Genomic DNA, 21939 nt, shown 5'->3' with positions numbered 1-21939 from the left:
TCAGGCAGCCATCAATGGCCAAGACACGGCAGACTGTGACAGCGGGCTCGCCGGTCCCGCTGGGCGCGCACTGGGACGGCTCGGGCGTCAACTTCGCCCTCTTCTCCGCCAACGCCACCAAGGTGGAGCTCTGCCTGTTCGACAAGACGGGGCGGCGCGAGGCGGAGCGCGTCGTACTGCCGGAGTTCACCGATGAAGTCTGGCACGGCTACCTGCCGGAGGTGCGTCCCGGCCAACTCTACGGCTACCGGGTGCACGGACCCTACGAGCCCTCGGCCGGCCACCGGTTCAATCCGAACAAGCTGTTGCTCGACCCGTATGCGCTGGCGCTGCACGGCGAGATCCGCTGGCACGATGCGCTGTTCGGCTACCGGATCGGCAACCAGCGCGGCGACCTGTCCTTCGACCGGCGCGACTCCGCTTTCGTGATGCCGAAGTGCGTCGTCGTCGATCCGGCGGTGACCTGGGGCAACGACATCCGTCCCGCGACCCCATGGAAGGACACCATCATCTACGAGGCCCACGTGAAGGGCATGACCGCGCTTCACCAGGACCTGCCGGAGCATCTGCGCGGCACCTTCGAAGGGCTCGCGGACCCGCGCGTGATCGACCACCTGGTGAAGCTTGGCGTCTCGGCGGTGGAGCTGATGCCGACCCAGGCCTTCTTCCCAGACCGATACCTGGTCGAGCGCGGGCTGACCAACTACTGGGGCTACAACACCATCGGCTTCTTCGCGCCGACGCCGAGCTTCCTGTCGCCGGCCGGCAACATCCACGACTTCAAGCTGATGGTACGCCGGCTGCACGAGGCGGGCATCGAGGTCATCCTCGACGTTGTCTACAACCACACGGCCGAGGGCAGCGAGCTCGGCCCGACGCTGTCCTTCCGGGGCATCGACAACGCCAGCTACTATCTGCTCGGCGACGACCCGCGCTACTATTACGACACCACCGGCTGCGGCAACACGGTGAACCTGCGCCACCAGCGCGTTCTGCAGATGGTGATGGATTCGCTGCGCTACTGGGTCAAGCAGTGCCATGTCGACGGGTTCCGGTTCGATCTGGCGAGTTCGCTCGGCCGCGATCGGGACACGTTCGACCAGAACGCCGTCTTCCTCGATGCCATCCGTCAGGATCCGGTGCTGTCGCGGGTCAAGCTGATCGCCGAGCCGTGGGACACCGGGCCGGACGGCTACCAGCTCGGCAACTTCCCGCCCGGCTGGGCGGAGTGGAACGACAAGTACCGCGACACGGTGCGTTCCTACTGGAAGGGCGACGAGGGCAACCTGCCGCGCCTCGCCGACTGCCTGCTCGGCTCGTCCGGCCTGTTCGAGAAGCGCGGCCGCCGCCCCTGGGCCAGCGTCAACCTCGTGACCGCCCACGACGGCTTCACGCTGATGGACGTGGTCAGCTACGACGAGAAGCACAACGAGGCGAACGGCGAGGACAACAACGACGGCCATTCCCACAATCTGAGCTGGGGATGGGGTGCCGAGGGCCCGACGGACGATGCCTCCATCATCGCGCTGCGCGACCGCGCGCGGCGCAATATGATGGCGACGCTCATCCTGTCGGAGGGCACGCCGATGATCCTGATGGGCGACGAGATCGGTCGAACCCAGAACGGCAACAACAACGCCTACTGCCAGGACAACGAGATCAACTGGCTGCGCTGGGATGTCGAGGATTCACGGCAGCTCGATTTCCAGGCCTTCGTGCAGGGCCTGATCCGGCTGCGCCGGTCTCGGGCGCTGCTCGGCCGCGACCGTTTCCTGCACGAGGAGCCGGATCCCGTGACCGGATCGTTCGCCCGCTGGCTGCGACCGGACGGCAACGCCATGGAGCCGGGCGACTGGGACGACCCGAACGCGCGCGCCATCGGGCTGATGCTGTGCGGACGCGAGGAGTGCTTGTTCATCCTCATGAACGCGCATCACGAGCCGGTTGGCTTCTCGCTGCCCGAAGCGGTCGGCCCCTGGGGCGTGCTCGTCGACACTTCCGACGGAACGGTGCGCCAGCAGGTGCGCTCGACCCTCGACACCGCCACGATCGACGCGCCGCCGCGGGCCCTCCTCCTGCTGGAAAGCCGCAAGCCGTGACCGGGGCGGCCACACCCGACCGGCGCCGCTTTGCGTGCACCTGGGGGGCCGAGATGACCGGCCCCTCCGGCGCACGGTTCCGGCTCTGGGCGCCCAACGAGGAGGCCGTCACGCTGCGGATCGCGGGCGAGGACAGGCCGATGGCGAAGGACGCCGACGGCTGGTTCGAGCGGGTCGACGGCGATGCAGCCGCCGGCGCCGCCTACGCCTACGTTCTCGGCGATGGCACCGTGGTGCCGGACCCCGCCTCGCGGTGCCAGCAGGGCGACGTGCACGGGCCGTCCGTGCTGGTCGATCCGACGGCCTATCGCTGGGAGCACGCCGACTGGCCCGGACGGGCCTGGGAAGACACGGTCATCACCGAGATCCATGTCGGCACGTTCACGCCGGAAGGCACCTTCCGGGCCGCCATCGAGCGGCTCCCGCACCTGGCCGAAACGGGGGTGACAGCCGTGGAGGTGATGCCGGTTGCGCAGTTTTCCGGCACGCGCGGCTGGGGCTACGATGGCGTGCTGCTTTACGCACCGCATACCGCCTACGGCACGCCCGACGACTTCAAGGCTTTCATCGACGCCGCCCACGGTCTCGGGCTGATGGTCTTTCTCGACGTGGTGTTCAACCATTTCGGGCCGGACGGAAACTATCTCCACGCCTATGCGAAGGACTTCTTCCACGCCGACCGCCATACGCCGTGGGGCGACGCCATCGCCTATGAGAAGCCGCCGGTGCGCCGCTTCTTCATCGAGAACGCCCTCTACTGGCTGGAGGAGTTTCACCTCGACGGGCTGCGCCTCGACGCGGTGGACCACGTCCTGGACGACGAGTCCGACACCGAGATCCTGATCGAGATCGCACGAGAAATCCGTGCCCGGATCACCGATCGGCCGGTCCATCTGGCGACGGAGGACAACCGCAACATCACCCGTCTCCACGAGCGCGGCCCCGACGGTGAGGTCGTGTTGCACACGGCGGAATGGAACGACGACATCCACAACGTGGTCCACGTCATCGCCACCGGCGAGACCGAGGGGTACTATGTCGACTTCGCCGAGCACCACTGGGAGAAGTTTGCCCGGGCGCTGGCGGAAGGCTACGCCTTCCAGGGCGAGATCTCGCGCCACGGCGGCGACACGCCGCGCGGCGAGCCGAGCGCACACTTGCCGCCGACGGCCTTCGTCGACTTCATCCAGAACCACGACCAGGTCGGCAACCGCGCCTTCGGCGAGCGGCTCATCGATCTTGCGGAAGGCGACATGGTGCGGGTGCTGACGGCGATCCTACTGCTGTCACCGCACATTCCGCTGCTGTTCATGGGCGAGGAGTACGGCGAGACCCGGCCCTTCTGCTTCTTCACCGATTTCCACGGCGACCTCGCCGACGCGGTGCGCGAGGGGCGGCGGCGGGAGTTCCGCCACTTCGCCGCCTTCCAGGGCGCGCCGGAAGAGATCGACCACATTCCGGATCCGAACGCGGAAACGACGTTCGCCGCTTCCAGGCTGGACTGGGCGAAACTCGACACCGACACCGGGCGCGCGTGGAACGGGCTTGTTCGCGAGCTTCTGGCGCTGCGCCAGGCCCGCATCGTGCCGCTCCTGAAGGGAGCCGGTGGCAACTGCGGGACGGTCGTGCCCTCCGAAGAGGGCGTGATCGCCGTCGACTGGACCCTCGCCGGCGGGCGGCTGCAGTTGCGTGCCAACCTGAGCGCGGAGCCGATGGCCATGCCGGATGGCGTGGGCGAGACGATCTACCGACTCGTTCCGGACGGCGCCCCGGAGGCGCCCGGCAAGCTTGCCGCACACAGCGTGGTCGTGACCATTTCAGAGGCGGGCCGATGATGCCGCTGATCGCAACCTACCGGCTGCAGATGCGCGACGGCATGACGTTCGAGCGCGCCGTCGGGATCGTGCCCTACCTGGAACGGCTCGGCGTCAGCCATCTCTACCTGTCGCCCGTCTTCACCGCCGTCTCCGGCTCCACCCACGGCTACGACGTCACCGACTGCAACGCGGTGGATCCGGCGATCGGCGGGCGCGCGGGGCTCGACACCCTGAGCGCCGCGCTGCGCGCCGCCGGTCTCGGCCTGATCGTCGACATCGTGCCCAACCACATGGCCGCGTCGTTGGAAAACGCCTGGTGGCGCGACGTCATCGAATGCGGCGCCGACAGCCCGTACGCCCGCCATTTCGACATCGACTGGCGCGAGCGGCTGACGCTGCCGATGCTCGGCAAGGACTTCTCCGCCATTCTCGCCGACGGCGAACTGAGGCTCGAGGCGGACCGCGAGGCCGGGCGCCTGGTGCTCGGCTATTTCGAAAACCGGTTCCCGCTGGCGCCATTGAGCTACCGCCGGCTCGGCCATGCCAGCGACAGCCCGCTCCTGAAGGACATTGCCTCGCTGGGGGCGGATGCGACGGCCGAGAATGAAGAGGCCTTCCACGCCGCCGTGGCCGGACGGCTGGCTTCCGACGCGGCGATGGAGGAACTCGACGGCGAACTGGCCCGTCTCTCCGCCGACCACGCGCTGATCGCGGCGCTTCACGAGGCGCAGCCCTGGCGGCTGACCTTCTGGCAGGACGCCCGCCGTCACCTCTCCTACCGCCGTTTCTTCGAGGTGACGGGGCTGGTGGGAATGCGGGTGGAGGACGAGGCGGTCTTCACCGACACGCACCGGCTGATCCTTGACCTGGTGACGAGCGGGACGGTGGACGGCCTGCGCGTCGATCACGTAGACGGACTGGCCGATCCCGCCGGCTACCTGGAGCGGCTGCGGGCCGCCGTCGGGCCCGACGTGCCCATCCACGTGGAGAAGATTCTGGAAGGGCACGAGGCCCTGCCGGCCGACTGGCCCATCGAAGGCACCACCGGCTACGAGTTCATCACCGCGCTCGGCGGGTTGATGACCGACGAGGCCCTGGCCGATCCGCTGCACGCCGCCTACGAGGCCGGGCTCGGGCAGCCGGTGGATCTCGACGAGGAGCGCCGTGACGCCAAGCTGCTGATGGCGACCAACAACTTTGCCGGCGAATTTTCCGGGTTGGTGACGTCGCTGGTCACGATCGCCGGCGCCGATGCACCGGATACCGACGTCTCGCGCGAGGCGCTGGAAACGGCGCTGATCGCGCTGATCCTTGAGTTTCCCGTCTACCGGACCTACGGCACGAGCGCAGGCATGCCGGACCGGGACCGGGCGCTCCTGGAGGACGTGCTCGATGCGGCGGAAGCCGCCGCGCCGCGCCCCGATCCCCGCGCCCTGGCCGTCATTCGTGCCGCACTGACGGGGGAGGTCGCGCGGGCGCATGCCGCTACGGCCACGCTCTTCCGGGTGAAGCTCCAGCAACTCACCGGCCCGGTTATGGCCAAGGCCATCGAGGACACGCTCTTCTACCGGTTCAACCGGCTTATCGCGGTCAACGAGGTGGGTGGCGATCCGGACGATATCCGCATGGCGCCGGACGACTTCCACGCCGCCATGACCCGCCGCGTTTCCGAACAGCCCCTCGGCCTGCTGGCCACAGCCACCCACGACACCAAGCGCGGCGAGGACGCCCGCGCGCGCCTCTATGCCATCAGCGAGGCGCCGGAGACATGGGGCGCCGCGGTGACGCGCTGGCGCGAGATGACCATCGGACGGGTGGAGATCCGTTCCGGCGGGCCAGCACCGGAGCCGGAGACGGAATGGTTGCTGTTTCAGGCGCTCGCCGGCGTCTGGCCGCCGGAACTCGGCCCTGACGATGAGGAAGGGCTGGCGGCGCTCGGTGAGCGCTTCACCGCTTACGTCGAAAAGGCGCTGCGCGAGGCGAAGACTCGCACAAGCTGGACCGGTATCGACGCCGATTACGAGGCGAGCGTGCGCGCCTATGCGACCGCGCTGCTCGATCCGGCCGAAGGCGACTTCCTCGACGATTTCATCCGGACGATCGTGCCCTTCATCCGCGCTGGTACGCTCACGAGCTGGGCGCAGACCGTCCTCAAGATGGCGGCGCCCGGCGTGCCCGACATCTACCAGGGATCGGAAGGGCGCGACCTGTCGCTGGTCGATCCTGACAACCGCCGTCCGGTGGACTTCGAGCGCCTCGCCGGGCTGATCGACGAGGATTTGCCAGGCTGGCCGGCCACGGGCCTGCTGCCGCTCGGCCTGGTCAAACAGCGCATCGTGCAGCGTGGCCTGGAGGTGCGCGCCCGGATGCCGGAGATCGTCACCCGGGGCGCCTATTCGCCGCTGGAGGTGAGCGGACCGGCGGCGCGCCACGTGGTGGCGTTCGCGCGCGGACAAGGCGAAGTGGTGGCCGTCGTCCCGCGCCTGACCTACGCGCTGGTCGAGGCCGGACCCGATCCGCGATCGGAGGCGATCTGGGGCGAGACGGCGGTGTTGCTGCCCGAACGGACCGGCGGCTACGTCGATGCCATCACCGGCGCCCGCCGTGACGGCGGCCCTGCGCGGATCGCCGATCTCTTCTCGGGCTATCCCTTCGCGCTGCTGGCGTCGGGCGATTGATCCCGAGAGGCAGAGCACTGTGTTGAGAGCGGGATCCGGGCGGAAAACCGGTTCCCACTTTTCCTGATCCCGCTCATACCCCCAGCCACTTGTGCTGGGTCTCGCTGTCGGCGCGGATCGCATCCGACGAGCCGGTCCAGACCGACTTGCCGCGGCCGACGATGATCACCTCGTCGGCGAGGCTCGTGGCGAAGCCGAAATTCTGCTCCACCAGGATCATGGTCAGGCCGGCCTCCTTGAGCGCGGCGAGCTTGTCGTGGATCTGGCGCACGATGATCGGGGCGAGGCCCTCCGTCGGCTCGTCGAGGATCAGCAGCCTCGGGTTCATCAGCAGCGCCCGGCCGATGGCCAGCATCTGCTGCTCGCCGCCGGAGAGCTGGTTGCCGCCGTTGGACAGTCGCTCGCCGAGGCGCGGGAAGAAGTCGATGACCCGATCCAGCGTCCATTCGGCATTGGCGGGAGCGGTGCGGCCGGCGAGCGTCAAATTCTCCTTCACCGTCAGGGACGGGAAGATGTCGCGCGTCTCCGGCACGTAGGCGACGCCGAGCCTGGCGATGTCGTAGGGCTTGGTCTTCGCGATCGAGTGGCCGTCGAAGCGGATGTCGCCGCTGGTCACGGGCAGGAGGCCCATGACCGCCTTCAGCGTTGTCGTCTTGCCGGCCCCGTTGCGGCCGAGAATGGCAAGCATGCGTCCGGCCTGCGCCTCGAGGCTGAGCCCGTGGATGACCCGGGTTTCGCCGTAGCCCGTTTCCAGCGCGCTGAGCTCAAGCATGGGCGTCCCACTCCCCGAGATAGATCTCCCGCACCATCGGGCTGCCGCGCGTCTCATCCGGCGTGCCCTCGAAGACGACCTCGCCGTAGTTCAGTACGGTTATGCGGTCGGCCACGTCGAAGGCGAGGTCCATGTCGTGCTCGATGATGAGCACGGTCAGTTCCCGCGGCAACGTGTGCATGAGCTGGTGGAACGCCTGGATCATGCCCGGGCCGACGCCGGAGGTGGGCTCGTCCATCAGCAGCACGCTCGGCCGCGTGGACAGCGCGATGCCCACTTCCAGCTGGCGGCGGACGCCGTAGGAGACCGCGTCCACCGGCACGTCCAGCATCTCGGTGAGGCCGACGGCAAGCGCCGCGTCTCGGACGTCCTCGGCAATTCCGGCATCGGACAGCGTGTCGCGCATGATCCAGCCGGCCGCACCGCGCGCGGTGGCGACGGCGAGCGCCAGGTTCTCGCGCACCGTCAGTTCGCCGAAGAGGTTGTTCTTCTGGTAGCTGCGGGCGAGACCCAGTCGCGCGCGCGCCGCGACGGCCAGCGCGGTGATGTCGCGTCCGCCCATGAGCACGGCGCCGGAGGAGGGCTTCAGTTCGCCGGCAAGGATATTGAACAGCGTGGTCTTTCCGGCGCCGTTGGGGCCGAGCACCACGCGCCGCTCGCCCTTGTCCAGCGCGAACGAGACGTCCTTGGTCACCACCAGCGAGCCGAAGGCGCGGTTGAGGGAACGGGCCTCAAGCATGGGTCTCGTCCTCCCGGCCGGTGGCTGTCGACGGGACGCCCGCCGCGGCGAGGCGTTTCAGGCGCCGCCGCTCGACCATGTACTCGATCTGGCCGTAGAGACCCCGGCCGCCGGCGACGATGGTGATGATGAGGACGGTGCCGGCGACGATGTGCCAGTAGGGTGTGGCCGACGAGATCTCGTGCTTGAGGAACACCCAGACCACGGCGCCGACAATGGGGCCGACGAGGGTGCCGATGCCGCCGAAGATGACCACCATCAGGACGGTTCCCGACACCATCCAGGCCATCAGCTCGGGCGAGACGAACATGGTCTGCTGGGCCGCGATGGCGCCGCCAAGGCCGGCCAGCGCGCCGGAAATGGCGAAGGCGATTGCCTTGGTTCGCCAGACGGTGAGGCCGACGGCCTTCATGCGCGCCTCGTTGACGCGGATGCCGACCAGGGTGCGGCCGAAGCCGGAGCGCAGCACCCAGGCGGCTGCGGCGTAGGAGAGGGCCGCCGCCGCCACCGCGAACAGGGCAAACTGAACGGAGTTGTTGAAGTCGAGGCCCAGCGGCGAGACGTCGAGACGAGGCACGCCGGCAAGGCCGTCGTCGCCGCCCAGCGCCTTGTTCTCGAACACCAGCACGTAGGCCATCTGGCCGAAGGCGAGGGTCGCCATGATGAAGAAGATGCCGTGGGTGCGCGCCGTCACCGCGCCAACGGCGAAGGCGAAGGCGGCGGACACCACGATCGCCGCGGCGAAGGCCAGGAACGGGTTCACCTCGAACAGCACCGTCAGCCCGGCATAGGTGTAGGCGCCGACGCCGAAGATGGCGCCGTGGCAGAGCGAGATCATGCCGCCGTAGCCGGCGATCATGTCGAGGCTGATGGCCAGGATCGCCAGCGTGGCGGCCTCGATCACCAGTTCCTTGCCGAAATATCCGGTGGTGAAGGTGTAGGCGATGGCCGCCGCCAGGATGGCGAGGACGGTGAGGGTCTTCAGGAGCGACTGTCGGAACATCGGATCTGCCTCAGGCCCGGGCCGGGAACAGGCCGGTCGGCCGGAACACCAGCACGAGGGCGAGGAGCGCGTAGATCAGCAGCGAGGCGACGTGCGGCAGGAGGACCGTTCCGAAGGTCTGGGCGAAGCCGACCAGGAAGGATCCGGCGATGGCGCCCCGCAGGCTGCCCATGCCGCCGACCACGACCACGATGAGTGTCGAGATCAGGATCTCCGTGCCCATGTCCGGGTGGGCGGAGAAAACCGGAGCCGCCACGGCGCCGGCCAGTCCGGCCAGCGCGCAGCCGACGCAGAACACGAGGAAGAAGATCTTCTCCACGTTGACGCCGAGGCAGGCGGCCATCTGGTCGTTGTCGACGCCGGCGCGGATCATCGCGCCGAGCTGGGTGCGCGACAGCACCAGCGCCAGCACCGCCATGACCAGCGCACCGAGACCGATGATGAACAGCCGGTAGGTCGGATAGACGACGCCGAACAGCTCGCTGCGCCCTGTGAAGAGGGCAGGCTCGACGGTGCCGATGGCGATGTCGCCCCATACCAGCCGGAAGATGTCGACGAAGACGAAGATCAGGCCGAGCGTGACGAGCACCTGGTTCATCGGCCCGGCGCGCCGCATGCGCTTCATCAGGCCGAGATAGAGGAGGATGCCGGTGAGCGCGACGACCACCGGCGCGGCGGCGAAACCGGCCCAGTAGGAGCCCGTCGCGGTGGCGGCGGAAATGCCGATATAGGCACCCAGCGCATAAAGCGCACCGTGGGCGAGATTGACGAAATGCAGGAGCCCGAAAATCACCGTCAGGCCCACCGAAAGCAGGAAGAGGAGCATGGAGAGCTGAAGCCCGTTCAGCGTCTGCACTGCCCAGTAGGACCAGTCGGACATGGTCTCGTTCCGTCGGGAGGGGCTGGAAACGAAGGGGCCGGGCGGTGCTGATGGCGTCCGCCCGGCCCCGTTTCGCGTTTCGGAAGGCCTACAGCTCGCAGCCGTTCGGCGCGTCCTTGACGTTCTCGACGGTGCCGAGGAGCTTCTGGGTCAGCTTGCCGTCGTCACCCTCGACCGTCTCGTAGACATAGACGTTCTGGATGATGTTGTTGGTGGCCGGATCGATGGAGACCGGGCCGCGCGGGCTGGTGTAGCTGACGGTCGGTAGCGCCTTGGCGATGGCTTCCTTGTCCGTGGCGCCCGACTTGATCGCCTCGACGAACGAGCGACCGGCGTCGTAGCCCTGCACGGTGTACTCCGACGGCACCCGGTCGTACTTCTTCTGCACGGCCTCGACGAACGCCTTGTTCTCCGGGGTGTCCAGCGTCGGGATGTAGTGCAGCGAACCGATCACGCCGATAGCGGCCGGACCCTCGGCATCGACATAGAGCGGCGAGGTGAGGAAGCCCGAGCCGTAAAGCGTCGTGTTGTCCTTCAGGCCGAACGCATCGTACTGCTTGACGAAGTTGATCGCCTCGCTGCCGGCGTAGAAGACGTAGACGGCGTCGGGATTGGTCGACTGCGCCTGGCTCAGATAGGGGCCGAAGTCCTGGGTGGTGCGGAACGGGGTATATTCCTGGCCCACGACCTCGCCACCGGCCTCCTTGAAGGCGTCGGCGAAGGCGGTGATCTGCTGCTGGCCGGCCGCGTAGTCGGGGGCGAGCGTGTAGACCGACTTCACGCCGTTATCGACCATCCACTGGCCCATCGGCCGGTTGACCTGGCTGTTGGAGAACGACACGCGGACGATGTAGGGGCTGCAGTTCTCGCCGGTGGCGGCATCGTTGCCGGCGTTGGCGACGATCAGCGGCGTCTTGGTCTGGTCGACGAAGTCGCGAACGGCGCCGAGCACGCCGGACGACACAGGGCCGACCAGCACGTCGACCTGATCTTCCAGCACCATCTTGCGGGTCTTGGCGAGGCCGACCGGCGGCTTCACCTCGGTGTCCTCGCGGACCATCTCCACCTGGTCGACCATGCCGGCTTCCTCGAGCGCCAGCATGAAGCCGTCGTCGATGTCCTGGCCGAGGGCGGCATAAACACCGCTATAGGGCAGCAGCATGCCGACCTTGTAGTCGGCAGCCGAAGCCGGCCCGGCGGCGGCCACGGCAAACGAGGCGCAGACGAGCGCGCCGGTGACGGTCTTGATCATTCGGTGTCCTCCCTGAGGGACTGCACGGTCCGGGGAGGGTCCCTTCCGGCCGCAGTCCCGATTGTTTCCTCTGAATCCCGGACGGGACGATCCGGACGAGCCGGTTCCTGTCCGGAACTGTCGCTTGGCGGGCGCCCTCTTTATCAGCGGGATCGGGGCGCTTCTGCCGAGCAAGCGGTAGCCTAGCCGAGCGATTCCAGCCACGCAAGCAATATAATGCACACTCTGGATGCGGTGTGGATCCGAAAACTAAGCATCTGATATGTGTACGATAATCGGATCGACCAGCCGTGCGCGGGATATAGTGCCGCTTCCGTGCTTGCGGGTCGGGGGCGTGATATGCATAATAATGCAGAAACGCGAACCGCTCCAAAGGCGCCCCCCGCGTGCGCCGAGGGCGAAGATCGGAGGACCCCCATGAGTGAGCAGGCCTTCCGGGACCTGGTTTCCCGTATCGCAACCACAATGGGCGACCGGCCTCTCGATGCGGAGCTGGCCGATTTCCTCAATGCCACCTTTCCCAGGGACGGGGCCGACTTCACCGAGCTGCGCACCCTGTGTGCGGAGGGTGAGGCCGAGGGCTGGCTCATGCAGCGCGAGCACGGCGGCATCAAGTTCGGCCGCCCGGTGAAGCCGGGCAACGAGGCCGGACGCTTCAGCGTCGACGTCGTGCGCATGCGCGACGTGAAGGGTCCGCATCACGTCCACACCACCGGCGAGATTGGTGCAATCATGCCGATCGAGGGCGCGGCGAAATTCGATGACATGCCGGAGGGCTGGTACGTCTACCCGCCCGGCAGCGACCATCATCCCACGGTGTCCGACGGCGACGCCTATGTTCTCTATTTCCTGCCGGATGGGCAGATCGAGTTCACCGGCCGCTAAGCCGGGCCGGCGCGGGCAGGCGGACGCTCCGCCCCCGGCGCGCCCGTATTGCGGGCCTGCCCGGCCCGCCAATCACAACGGACCGTGCACAAGCGCGGCCGCCAAAGACAACGACCGCGGTTCGGGGAGGACACGTCCGGTGGAGGAAGCAAGCGGCAACGCCGCCTACTATTTCGTGGATCGTCACAGGGCCAGGCTCGGCGACAAGACGGCCTTCCTCGAGGCGGGCGGCCGGGGGCGGACGCTGACCTACGGCGCGCTGGCCGACGCCACCGACCGCATGGTCGGTCTCTACCGCCGCCACGGCATCCGCCGCGAGGACCGGGCCGTGATGATCGTGCACGACACGGTCGATTTCCCGGTCATCTTCTGGGGCAGTCTCAAGGCCGGCGTCATTCCGATCCCGGTCAATACGCTCCTGTCGGCCGACCTGTTTCTCGCCATCCTCCGGGACAGCCGCGCCAAGGCGCTGTTCGTGTCCGCCGAACTCCTGGAAACCGTTGCGCCGATCGTGGACCAGGCGGAGGATCTCGCCTCCGTCTTCGTGGTTGACGACGCGGCCGGCGATCATCTCGACTTCCAGGCGGAGCTCGACGCGAGCGACGCGGGTTCGACCGTCGAGGCGTCCCCCGACGAGTGTGCCTTCTGGCTCTATTCGTCCGGTTCCACCGGCCGGCCGAAGGGCGTGCGTCACGTGCACTCCAGCCTCAGGGCGACATCCGATACCTATGCTGCCCAGGTCCTGAATATCGGCGAGTGCGACACGGTCTTTTCCGCCGCCAAGCTGTTCTTTGCCTACGGGCTCGGCAACGGCATGACGTTCCCCATGTCGGTGGGCGCGACCACGGCGCTGCTTGCAGGTCGGCCGACGCCCGACAGCGTATTCTCGGTGCTCGAGACCGCCCGCCCCACCGTGTTCTGCGGCGTGCCGACGCTCTATGCCGCGATGCTGGCGGCGATGGGCGATGGCCGGCCGGCCGGCTGCGACCGGCTGCGCATCTGTATTTCCGCCGGCGAGGCGCTGCCGGAAGAAGTCGGCAGCCGCTGGAAGGCGCGCACCCAGGTCGACATTCTCGATGGTGTCGGCTCCACGGAGATGCTGCACATCTTCCTGTCCAATGCCGAGGGCGACGTCTGTTACGGCACCTCCGGGCGGGCCGTTCCGGGCTACGAACTGCGCCTCGTCGACGAGGCGGGCCGCGACGTTGAGGTCGGAGAGATCGGCGAGTTGCTGGTCAACGGGCCGTCGGCTGCCGAGGGCTACTGGAACCAGCGCGACAAGACCCGCTCGACCTTCGAGGGCGCCTGGACCCGCACCGGCGACAAGTACGAGCGGCGCGAGGACGGCCGCCTCGTCTACTGCGGCCGCACCGACGACATGTTCAAGGTGAGCGGCATCTGGGTCGCGCCCTTCGAGATCGAGCAGGCTCTGGTCTCGCATCCGGACGTGCTGGAGGCGGCTGTGGTGCCTTCCGACGACGAGACCGGACTGGAGAAGCCCCGCGCCTTCGTCGTCCTGAAATCCGGAGTGGCGCCGGCCGGCATGGATGCGGTGCTGCGCGACCACGTGAAGGAGCGGGTCGGCAAGTGGAAATATCCGCGCTGGATCGATTTCGTCGAGGAACTGCCGAAGACCGCGACCGGCAAGATCCAGCGCTTCAAGCTGCGTCAGCAGGCAGGAGGTGCTCAATGATCTGGGATACCGCAAATCCCGTTCGCCTGGAGATCGACGGCGTCGGGCTCGAGGGCCGCTGCTTCGGTCCGCCGCCGACCGATGCGCCGACCATCGTGATGCTGCACGAGGGGCTCGGCTGCGTTGCGCTGTTTCGTGACTTCCCGCAGAAGGTCGCAGAGGCCACCGGCCACGGCGTGTTCGTCTATTCCCGGCGCGGCTACGGGACGTCCGATCCCGTCGAACTGCCACGCCCGCTCGACTACATGACCCGTGAAGCGGTCGACGTGCTGCCGAAGGTGCTGGAGGCGATCGGCTTCCGGTCCGGCGTGCTGCTCGGCCATTCCGACGGGGCCTCCATCGCCGCGCTCTATCTCGGCAACATCCAGGACCATCGCGTCCGCGGCCTGATCCTGATCGCCCCCCACTTCTTCACCGAGCCGGGCCAGCTCGCGTCCATCGCGAAGGCCAAGGAGGCCTTTGAGGCCGGCGACCTGAAGGAGCGGATGGCCAAGTATCACGACGATCCCGAAGGGGCGTTCCGGGGCTGGAACGACGCCTGGCTCGATCCGGGCTTCGCCGAGTGGAACATCGCTTACGCGATCGACTACATCCGCGTGCCGGTGCTCGCCCTCCAGGGCGCCGACGACGAGTACGGCACGCTGGCCCAGATCGACGCGCTCGACGCGCTCTATTCGCCGCTCGACAAGGTCATCGTCCCCGGAGCCGGCCACGCGCCCTTCTTCGACAAGCCCGGCGAGACCCTCGCCGAAATCACCGAGTACGTCGCCCGCCTCGACCGGATCGAGGCCGCGACAGTGGAGGTTGCATGAAGCTTCAGAGCTATGTCGGCGGACGCTGGGTCGAAGGCAGCGGCGAGGGCCGCGCCTTCATCGACCCGACCACGGGCGCGGAACTCGGCCGGGTTGACGCCACCGGCGTCGACGGGGCGGCGGCTCTCGCATTCGCGCGGGAAACCGGCGGGCCGGCGCTCGCCGCCCTGTCGTTCGCCGAGCGTGGCGCCCTCCTGAAGGCCGTCGCCGACGTCCTCGTCGCCAATCGCGATGCCTATGGCGAGATCGCCCGGAAGAATTCCGGCAACACGGTCCGCGACGCGGCGATCGACATTGATGGCGGCATCGGCACGCTCAAGTTCTATGCCCGCCTCGCCCAATCGTTAGGGGATGCGAAGACCATCGTCGAGCCCGGCCAGGACACGCTGGCCAGGGGCGGCAACTTCGCCGCGCGCCACATCTGGACGACGCGGCCGGGTGCGGCCATGCAGATCAACGCCTTCAACTTCCCCTCCTGGGGGCTCTGGGAAAAGGTCGCGACGGCCATCGTCGCGGGCGTACCGTGCGTGGCGAAGCCGGCGTCCGCGACGGCCTGGCTGTCCTACCAGATGGTTGCCGACGTGATTGCCGCGAAGGTGCTCCCCGAAGGGGCGCTTTCCATCGTCTGCGGCGTCGGCAAGGATCTCGTCGGTGCGCTGACGGCGTTCGATTCGCTGGCCTTCACCGGCTCGGCCGCCACCGGCGAGATGCTGCGCTCCGACCCGGCGGTGCTGGCCGCCGCGCCGCGCGTCAACATCGAGGCCGACAGCATCAACGCCACGATCCTCGGCCCCGATGCCGCTCCCGGCACGGCCGTGTTCGACCTTGCCGTGCGCGAGGTGGTGAATGCTCTCAGCGTCAAGGCCGGCCAACTCTGCACCAACATCCGCCGGGTGCTGGTGCCGGCCGAGCACGCGGGTGCCTTCGCCGATGCGGTATCCGCCAAGGTCTCATCCTTCGCGGTGGGCGACCCGGCCGACGAGAGCGTGCGTGTCGGGCCGCTGGTCGATCTGGAGCAGCGCGACATCGCGCTGAAGGGTATCGAGGCGCTGAAGCAGGAAGCGGACGTGGTCTGCGGCGGGGGCATTCCCGACGGTGTCGTGGGCGCCGACGCCAAGGCCGGCGCCTTCCTTGCGCCGACACTGCTCTCCTGCGCCGATCCTGCGGGCGCGAAGGCGGTTCACGAGATCGAGGTGTTCGGCCCCTGCGCCACCGTCATGCCGTACCGCTCGGTGGAGGACGCCGTGGCGCTCGCCGCCCGCGGCGGCGGATCGCTGGCCCTCAGCGTCTTCTCCAGCGACGGGGCCGTTGCCAAGGCGGCAACCGTCGGCGTGGCCCCGTTCCACGGCCGGGTGATGGTCGTCGACGACGAGGTCGGCCGCGACCACACCGGCCACCCGATCGTCATGCCCATGTGCGTGCACGGGGGCCCCGGCCGGGCCGGTGGCGGCGAGGAGCTGGGCAGCCTGCGTGGCCTGCGCATGCACATGCAACGCACGGCGGTGCAGGGCTCTCCGACGCTGCTTTCGGCCCTCGCTGACGACGCGGCCGAGGCCGCGCTGTGATTCCGCCGGCGGCCATGCCCGATGTCGAGGCCTGGCCGCTGCCGGACGAGCCTTATGTGCCGAGCGTAACGCCGCGCCCGGTAACCGGACGGGTCTTCGAAATCTCGGAGGCCGCGCCCAAGGTGACTGATCCGGGCCGTTGGTTCGAGCACGAGGCATGGCTGACCGGGTTCCGGCTCTATCGCCATGGCTATTTCTGGGAAACCCACGAGGTCTGGGAGCCTGTCTGGATCGGCGCCCGGCCCAACAGCGCCGAGCGCGTCATGGTGCAGGGGCTGATCCAGGTGGCCAATGCGTGCCTGAAGCTCAGAATGGGGCGAAGACGGGCCGCGGTACGGCTCATGGGGATCGCCGAGCGCTGCCTGGACGAGGCTGCCATTGGCGGTGCGGACCGGTTGATGGGTCTCGATCTGGATGCCGCGAGAGCCGCTACGACCCGCTTTGCCGCCGATCTCGGCGCGGCCGCGGTCGACGATGCGCCGCTTGATGCCCGGCCCGGCTACGACACGATGATCGCCTATCGGCGCGAAAATGTGAATTATAATGCATAAACTGGCTTGATCTGGCGCCGGGCAGAAGCGATGGTTTGTCGTGAGAGCGCGATTTTCGCGGCGTAGATCGGCAGTTTGGAATTGAACTCATTCATGACGTGCACTATAGTGCTTCATACCGATCCGAGGAGGCCTGCGTGAGCAAGCGCATCGACTTTCAGACCGACCCGTCGAAATACCGGCACTGGAAAGTGTCCACCGATGGCGAGGTCGCGACCCTGACGATGGACGTCGATCCGTCCGCCGGCCTGTTCGAGGGCTATGAGCTGAAGCTCAACTCCTACGATCTCGGCGTGGACATCGAACTTGCGGATGCCGTCCAGCGGCTGCGCTTCGAGCACCCGGAAGTGAAGGCCGTGGTGATGCAGTCCGGCAAGGACCGCGTCTTCTGTGCCGGCGCCAACATCCGGATGCTGGCCGGCGCCGCGCATGCCCACAAGGTCAACTTCTGCAAGTTCACCAACGAGACCCGCAACACCTTCGAGGCGGCGGGCGCAGAGTCGGGCCAGTACTATATCTGCGCCGTGAAGGGAGCGTGCGCCGGAGGCGGCTACGAGCTGGCGCTCGCCTGCGATCACATCATCCTGGCCGACGATGCCTCGTCGTCCGTGGCGCTGCCGGAAGTGCCGCTGCTGGCGGTGCTGCCGGGCACCGGCGGCCTCACCCGCGTCACCGACAAGCGGAAGGTCCGTCGCGATCTCGCCGACGTATTCTGCGCCATGGAAGAGGGCGTGCGCGGCAAGAAGGCCGTGGACTGGCGCCTGGTCGACGACGCGGTCCCGAACTCCAAGTTCGACGAGACGGTTGCCGCCCGCGTCAGCGAGTATGCGGCGAAGTCGCAGCGCCCGGCCGACGCCAAGGGCATCGAGCTGACGCCGCTCAAGCGGACGTTCAACGACGATGGTGGCGTGACCTACTCCACCGTCGAGGTCGAGGTGGACCGCGCCAAGCGTCGGGCCACCATCACCATCAACGGGCCCGCCGATGCGGCGCCGGCAAGCGTCGAGGCGTTGCACGCCGAGGGCGCCGAGACGTGGATGCTGCGCTGCGCCCGCGAACTCGATGACGCGATCCTGCACCTGCGCCTCAACGAGCTGGAGCTGGGCGTGGTCGTGTTCCGCACCCAGGGCGATCCCGAGCAGGTGGTGGCGCACGAGCGCTTCCTGCTGGACAACCGGTCGAACTGGTTGGCCAAGGAGATCCTTCTCTACTGGAAGCGCGTCCTGAAGCGCGTCGACATGACCTCGCGCTCGCTCGTGGCCCTGGTCGAGCCCGGTTCCTGCTTCTCCGGCGTGCTGGCGGAAATCCTCTTCGCCGTCGACCGCACCTACATGGCCGAAGGCGACTTCGAGGGCGACAACCGGCATGTGGCGTCGATCACGCTGACGGAGGCCAATTTCGGTCCGTTCCCGATGGCCAACGACCTGACCCGGCTGGAGACCCGCTTCCTGGGCGAGCCGGAGCGTGTCGGTGCCGCCAGGGAACGTGCCGGCGAGGCGCTCGAGGCGTTCGATGCCAACGAGCTCGGCCTGGTGACCTTTGCCTACGACGACATCGACTGGGAAGACGAGGTCCGTATCTTCCTGGAGGAGCGCGCGAGCTTCTCGCCGGACGCGCTCACCGGCATGGAGGCGAACCTGCGCTTCGCCGGTCCGGAAACCATGGAAACCCGCATCTTCGGCCGTCTCACCGCCTGGCAGAACTGGATCTTCCAGCGCCCGAACGCGGTCGGCGAGGACGGCGCGCTGCGCCGCTACGGCACCGGCGTTCGCGGCGAATACGACCTGCGCCGGGTCTGAGGTCCGGCGGCCGGCACCTGCCGGCGGGATCTCGGCCAGGCGTCGACGGAATTGAACCCGGCGCGCTTCCGCGGGGCGATCGCGAGATCCCCAGGGCGCGCCGGCAAGATCATCTTCTCAGGGAGAGAACCATGCTCGATCTCATCAACGTCTCCTACGACACCCAGATCCCGAACAATGTCGGCCTGTCCTCCGACAAGCGCGTGCTGAAGGCGCTGGAACGCTGGCATCCGGGCTACATCAACTGGTGGAATGACCTGATCCCGCGCGACTTTCAGGAATCGCTGGTCTACCTGCGTACCGCCGTCAGCGTCGATCCCAAGGGCTGGGCGAAGTTCGACTATGTGAAGATGCCGGAATACCGCTGGGGCATCCTGCTCGCACCGCAGGTGGAGGATCGCACGATCCCCTGTGGCGAGCATGCCGGCCAGCCGGCCTGGCAGGAAGTGCCGGGCGAATACCGCAACATGCTGAAGCGGCTCATCGTCATCCAGGGCGACACCGAGCCGGCGTCAGTGGAGCAGCAGCGCTTCCTGGCGCTGTCCGCACCGTCGCTCTACGACATGCGCAACCTGTTCCAGGTGAACGTCGAGGAGGGTCGTCACCTCTGGGCGATGGTCTACCTGCTGCACAAATATTTCGGCGCCGACGGCCGCGAGGAGGCCGACGACCTGCTGCGCCGCTCCTCCGGCTCGGAGGAAAGCCCGCGCATGCTCGGCGCCTTCAACGAGGAGACGCCGGACTGGCTCTCCTTCTTCATGTTCACCTACTTCACCGACCGCGACGGCAAGATGCAGCTTGAGGCCCTGGCCCAGTCCGGTTTCGACCCGCTGTCGCGCACCTGCCGCTTCATGCTGACGGAGGAAGCCCACCACATGTTCGTGGGCGAGACCGGCGTCGGCCGCACCATCCAGCGCACCTGCGAGGTGATGAAGGAGAACGGCATCGAGGATCCCTACGACATCGACCGGATCCGGGCCCTCGGCGTCATCGACCTTCCGACCATCCAGAAGAAGCTGAACCTGCACTACACGCTCAGCCTCGACCTGTTCGGCCAGGAGGTGTCCACCAACGCGGCCAACGCCTTCAACGCAGGCGTGAAGGGACGCTTCCACGAGCACAAGATCGACGACGATCACCAGCTCAAGGACGCCACCTATCCGGTGTGGGACTTCGACAATGGCCAGCTCGTCCAGAAGGATGTTCCGGCGCTGACCGCCATCAACATGCGGCTGCGCGACGACTACACGAAGGACGCCACCGGCGGCATCGGCCGCTGGAACAAGATCATCGAGAAGACCGGTGTGAACTTCCAGCTCAAGCTGCCGCACGAGTCCTTCAACCGGAAGATCGGCGTCTTCGCCGACAAGACCTTCGATCCGGACGGCAACCTGCTGTCGGGTGCCGAGTACGATGCGAAGGTCGGCGAGTGGCTGCCGAGCCACGCCGACGGCGACTTCATCCAGTCGCTGATGGTGCAGGTGACGGAGCCCGGCAAGTTCGCCGGCTGGATCGCCCCGCCGCGCGTCGGCATCGACAACAAGCCGGGCGACTTCGAGTACGTCCAGCTGCACATGGCCTGACGCGCCACCTGCCGGGACCAGGTGGCGGACGGGGGTGCCGCCCGGCCCCGTCCGCCGTTGCCCGCAGACTTGAGAAGACAGGCCGGACACCATGAACAAGCCCCTCGCCGACGCCGCCTCGCTGCAGAAGCCGTTCAAGCAGCACGTCATCGATCCGGAGACGTGCATCCGCTGCTACACTTGCGAAGAGGCCTGCCCGATCGACGCGATCACCCACGACGACAACAACGTCGTGGTCGATCCGACCGGCTGCGACTACTGCATGTCGTGCATTGCGCCGTGCCCGACCGGCGCCATCGACAACTGGCGAGTGGTCATGGAGCCTTACAGCCTGGACGACCAGTTTGGCTGGGACGAACTGCCGGAGCAGGAGGACATCGGCCCCGGCGACACCGGCTCGTCGGCGGTCGAGGCGCTCGACGAGGAAATGGAACGGCTCCTCAACGAGGCGCATGCCGGTGCGGGCGGCAAGTCGAAGCCACCCGCCTCCGCCTCCAAGCCCAGCGTGAATCTGTTCACCCTCGGCAAGCCGGCCACCGCCACCGTGCAGGGCAACTACCGCCTCACCAGCGAAACCGCCGACAGCGACGTCCGCCACATCATTCTGGACCTCGGCGACACGTCCTTCCCGGTTCTGGAAGGCCAATCCATCGGCATCCTGCCGCCGGGCGAAGATGCCGCCGGCAAGCCGTTCCTGCCGAGGCTCTATTCCATCTCCAGCCCGCGCGACGGCGAGAGACCGCAGACCAACAATTTGTCGCTCACCGTCAAGCGCGAGCCGATGGGCGTCTGTTCCAACTATGTCTGCGACCTGAAGAAGGGTGACCGGATCCAGGTGACCGGACCGTTCGGCGCCACCTTCCTGATGCCGAACGACCCGCAGGCGAACGTCATCATGATCTGCACCGGCACCGGTTCGGCGCCGTTCCGGGCCTTCACCATGCGCCGCCAGCGCACCATGCCGGACGCCGACGGGCGGATGATCCTGTTCTTCGGCGCGCGCACACCGGACGCGCTGCCCTATTTCGGGCCGCTGAAGAAGGTGCCGGACCGGGTGCTGGAAAAGGAACTCTGCTTCTCGCGCGCAACCGACAGCGACAAGGAATACGTTCAGGACCGGATGCGCCGCGAACGCGCCCGGGTGCTGACGCTGCTGAAGTCCGAGCGCACCCACATCTTCGTCTGCGGCCTGAAGGGCATGGAGGAGGGCGTCGACGGCGCATTGGCGGAGATCGCCAGGGAAGGCGCCTTCGACTGGCCGACGCTGCGCACCCAGATGCGCGAAGAAGGCCGCTACCACGTCGAGACCTACTGACGTGGGCGAACAGGCAATCGGGCTCGTGCCGGCTTTCGTTCATCCGATCACGGTTCGCTGGGCGGATTGCGACGTCGCGGCCATTGCCTATACCGGCCGCATACCAAATTTCGCACTCGAGGCCATCGACGCCTGGTGGGCGGACACGGTGGGTTACGATTGGTACGGGCTCTCGCTGGACCGGGGCGTCCAGACGCCCTTCGTGCGCATGGAGATCGACTTCCTGTCGCCGGTCACGCCGCGTCACGTGCTGGAGTGTACCGTCCGGCCGCTGGCGCTCGGCACCACCTCGATCCGTTTCGAGGTGATCGGCTCGCAGGATGGGACGCGCTGCTTTCGCGGCGAGTTCGTCAGCGTTTTCGTCGCCGCGGAGACCTTCGAGAAGCAGCCACCGGCGCCGGACATGGCAGCGCTCATCCGCGCGCGCCTCGGCGAACCGGCACTCGGCACCGCCGTCTGACCGCCGCCCGGGCGGGGCTCTTGCGCCACACGGTCA

Annotated in this window: 17 protein-coding genes; 12 read left to right on the top strand and 5 right to left on the bottom strand. The window is 67.6% G+C overall.

What is annotated here, in order from left to right; genetic code table 11:
* Positions 1-14: 14 nt before the first annotated feature.
* Genes glgX through treY form a run of 3 tightly spaced genes read left to right on the top strand, consistent with a single transcriptional unit; the run spans position 15 to position 6594 of the window.
* Positions 15-2099, top strand: coding sequence for a glycogen debranching protein GlgX (gene glgX, locus C507_RS0115885; protein ID WP_018700706.1), 2085 nt, complete (start codon positions 15-17; stop codon positions 2097-2099).
* Between the two features lie 53 nt (positions 2100-2152).
* Complete coding sequence (treZ, locus tag C507_RS0115880) at positions 2153-3934, top strand: malto-oligosyltrehalose trehalohydrolase (protein ID WP_026319151.1); 1782 nt, start codon at positions 2153-2155, stop codon at positions 3932-3934.
* A complete protein-coding gene (gene treY / locus C507_RS0115875) occupies positions 3931-6594 on the top strand; it encodes a malto-oligosyltrehalose synthase (protein WP_018700704.1) in 2664 nt (887 codons plus the stop codon). The genes treZ and treY overlap by 4 nt, the downstream gene beginning before the upstream one ends.
* A gap of 73 nt (positions 6595-6667) precedes the next feature.
* On the opposite strand, the gene C507_RS0115870 is transcribed toward treY, so the two are convergent.
* The 5 genes from C507_RS0115870 to C507_RS0115850 all read right to left on the bottom strand — a co-directional run bounded on the left by C507_RS0115870 (position 6668) and on the right by C507_RS0115850 (position 11240).
* Positions 6668-7366 carry an ABC transporter ATP-binding protein gene (locus C507_RS0115870; protein WP_018700703.1) on the bottom strand — a complete coding sequence of 233 codons (699 nt, stop codon included), beginning with the start codon at positions 7364-7366 and terminating at the stop codon, positions 6668-6670.
* The gene (locus C507_RS0115865; protein WP_018700702.1) at positions 7359-8105 is read right to left on the bottom strand and encodes an ABC transporter ATP-binding protein; all 747 of its coding nucleotides are present in this window, start codon (positions 8103-8105) and stop codon (positions 7359-7361) included. The genes C507_RS0115870 and C507_RS0115865 overlap by 8 nt, the downstream gene beginning before the upstream one ends.
* Entirely contained in the window at positions 8098-9108 is a 1011-nt protein-coding gene (locus C507_RS0115860; RefSeq protein WP_018700701.1) for a branched-chain amino acid ABC transporter permease, read from the bottom strand. The genes C507_RS0115865 and C507_RS0115860 overlap by 8 nt, the downstream gene beginning before the upstream one ends.
* Before the next feature lie 10 nt (positions 9109-9118).
* Positions 9119-9988 (bottom strand): branched-chain amino acid ABC transporter permease, encoded by an 870-nt coding sequence (locus C507_RS0115855; RefSeq protein ID WP_018700700.1) that lies wholly within the window; start codon positions 9986-9988, stop codon positions 9119-9121.
* A gap of 88 nt (positions 9989-10076) precedes the next feature.
* Positions 10077-11240 carry an ABC transporter substrate-binding protein gene (locus C507_RS0115850; RefSeq protein ID WP_018700699.1) on the bottom strand — a complete coding sequence of 388 codons (1164 nt, stop codon included), beginning with the start codon at positions 11238-11240 and terminating at the stop codon, positions 10077-10079.
* A 417-nt stretch (positions 11241-11657) separates the two neighbouring features.
* Here C507_RS0115850 and C507_RS0115845 point away from each other — a divergent pair, with 417 nt between their 5' ends.
* The 9 genes from C507_RS0115845 to C507_RS0115805 all read left to right on the top strand — a co-directional run bounded on the left by C507_RS0115845 (position 11658) and on the right by C507_RS0115805 (position 21903).
* A complete protein-coding gene (locus C507_RS0115845; protein WP_018700698.1) occupies positions 11658-12125 on the top strand; it encodes a 4-hydroxylaminobenzoate lyase in 468 nt (155 codons plus the stop codon).
* 139 nt (positions 12126-12264) lie between these two features.
* Complete coding sequence (locus C507_RS0115840; RefSeq protein WP_018700697.1) at positions 12265-13818, top strand: benzoate-CoA ligase family protein; 1554 nt, start codon at positions 12265-12267, stop codon at positions 13816-13818.
* Positions 13815-14630: an alpha/beta fold hydrolase gene (locus C507_RS0115835; RefSeq protein ID WP_018700696.1), complete on the top strand. Its 816-nt coding sequence runs from the start codon at positions 13815-13817 to the stop codon at positions 14628-14630. The genes C507_RS0115840 and C507_RS0115835 overlap by 4 nt, the downstream gene beginning before the upstream one ends.
* On the top strand, positions 14627-16195 hold the full coding sequence (locus C507_RS0115830; RefSeq protein ID WP_018700695.1) for a 3,4-dehydroadipyl-CoA semialdehyde dehydrogenase: 1569 nt from the start codon (positions 14627-14629) through the stop codon (positions 16193-16195). The genes C507_RS0115835 and C507_RS0115830 overlap by 4 nt, the downstream gene beginning before the upstream one ends.
* The gene (locus C507_RS21680) at positions 16192-16746 is read left to right on the top strand and encodes a DUF309 domain-containing protein (protein ID WP_018700694.1); all 555 of its coding nucleotides are present in this window, start codon (positions 16192-16194) and stop codon (positions 16744-16746) included. The genes C507_RS0115830 and C507_RS21680 overlap by 4 nt, the downstream gene beginning before the upstream one ends.
* Positions 16747-16883: 137 nt before the next feature.
* The gene (gene boxC / locus C507_RS0115820) at positions 16884-18545 is read left to right on the top strand and encodes a 2,3-epoxybenzoyl-CoA dihydrolase (RefSeq protein ID WP_018700693.1); all 1662 of its coding nucleotides are present in this window, start codon (positions 16884-16886) and stop codon (positions 18543-18545) included.
* A gap of 131 nt (positions 18546-18676) precedes the next feature.
* Entirely contained in the window at positions 18677-20128 is a 1452-nt protein-coding gene (gene boxB, locus C507_RS0115815; RefSeq protein ID WP_018700692.1) for a benzoyl-CoA 2,3-epoxidase subunit BoxB, read from the top strand.
* A 91-nt stretch (positions 20129-20219) separates the two neighbouring features.
* Positions 20220-21443: a benzoyl-CoA 2,3-epoxidase subunit BoxA gene (gene boxA, locus C507_RS0115810; RefSeq protein ID WP_018700691.1), complete on the top strand. Its 1224-nt coding sequence runs from the start codon at positions 20220-20222 to the stop codon at positions 21441-21443.
* 1 nt (position 21444) lies between these two features.
* Positions 21445-21903 (top strand): acyl-CoA thioesterase, encoded by a 459-nt coding sequence (locus C507_RS0115805; RefSeq protein ID WP_018700690.1) that lies wholly within the window; start codon positions 21445-21447, stop codon positions 21901-21903.
* Positions 21904-21939 lie beyond the last annotated feature (36 nt).

It is taken from the genome of Amorphus coralli DSM 19760, from assembly GCF_000374525.1.
Lineage (GTDB): Bacteria > Pseudomonadota > Alphaproteobacteria > Rhizobiales > Amorphaceae > Amorphus > Amorphus coralli.
This window is presented reverse-complemented; position numbering and strand designations above follow the sequence as displayed.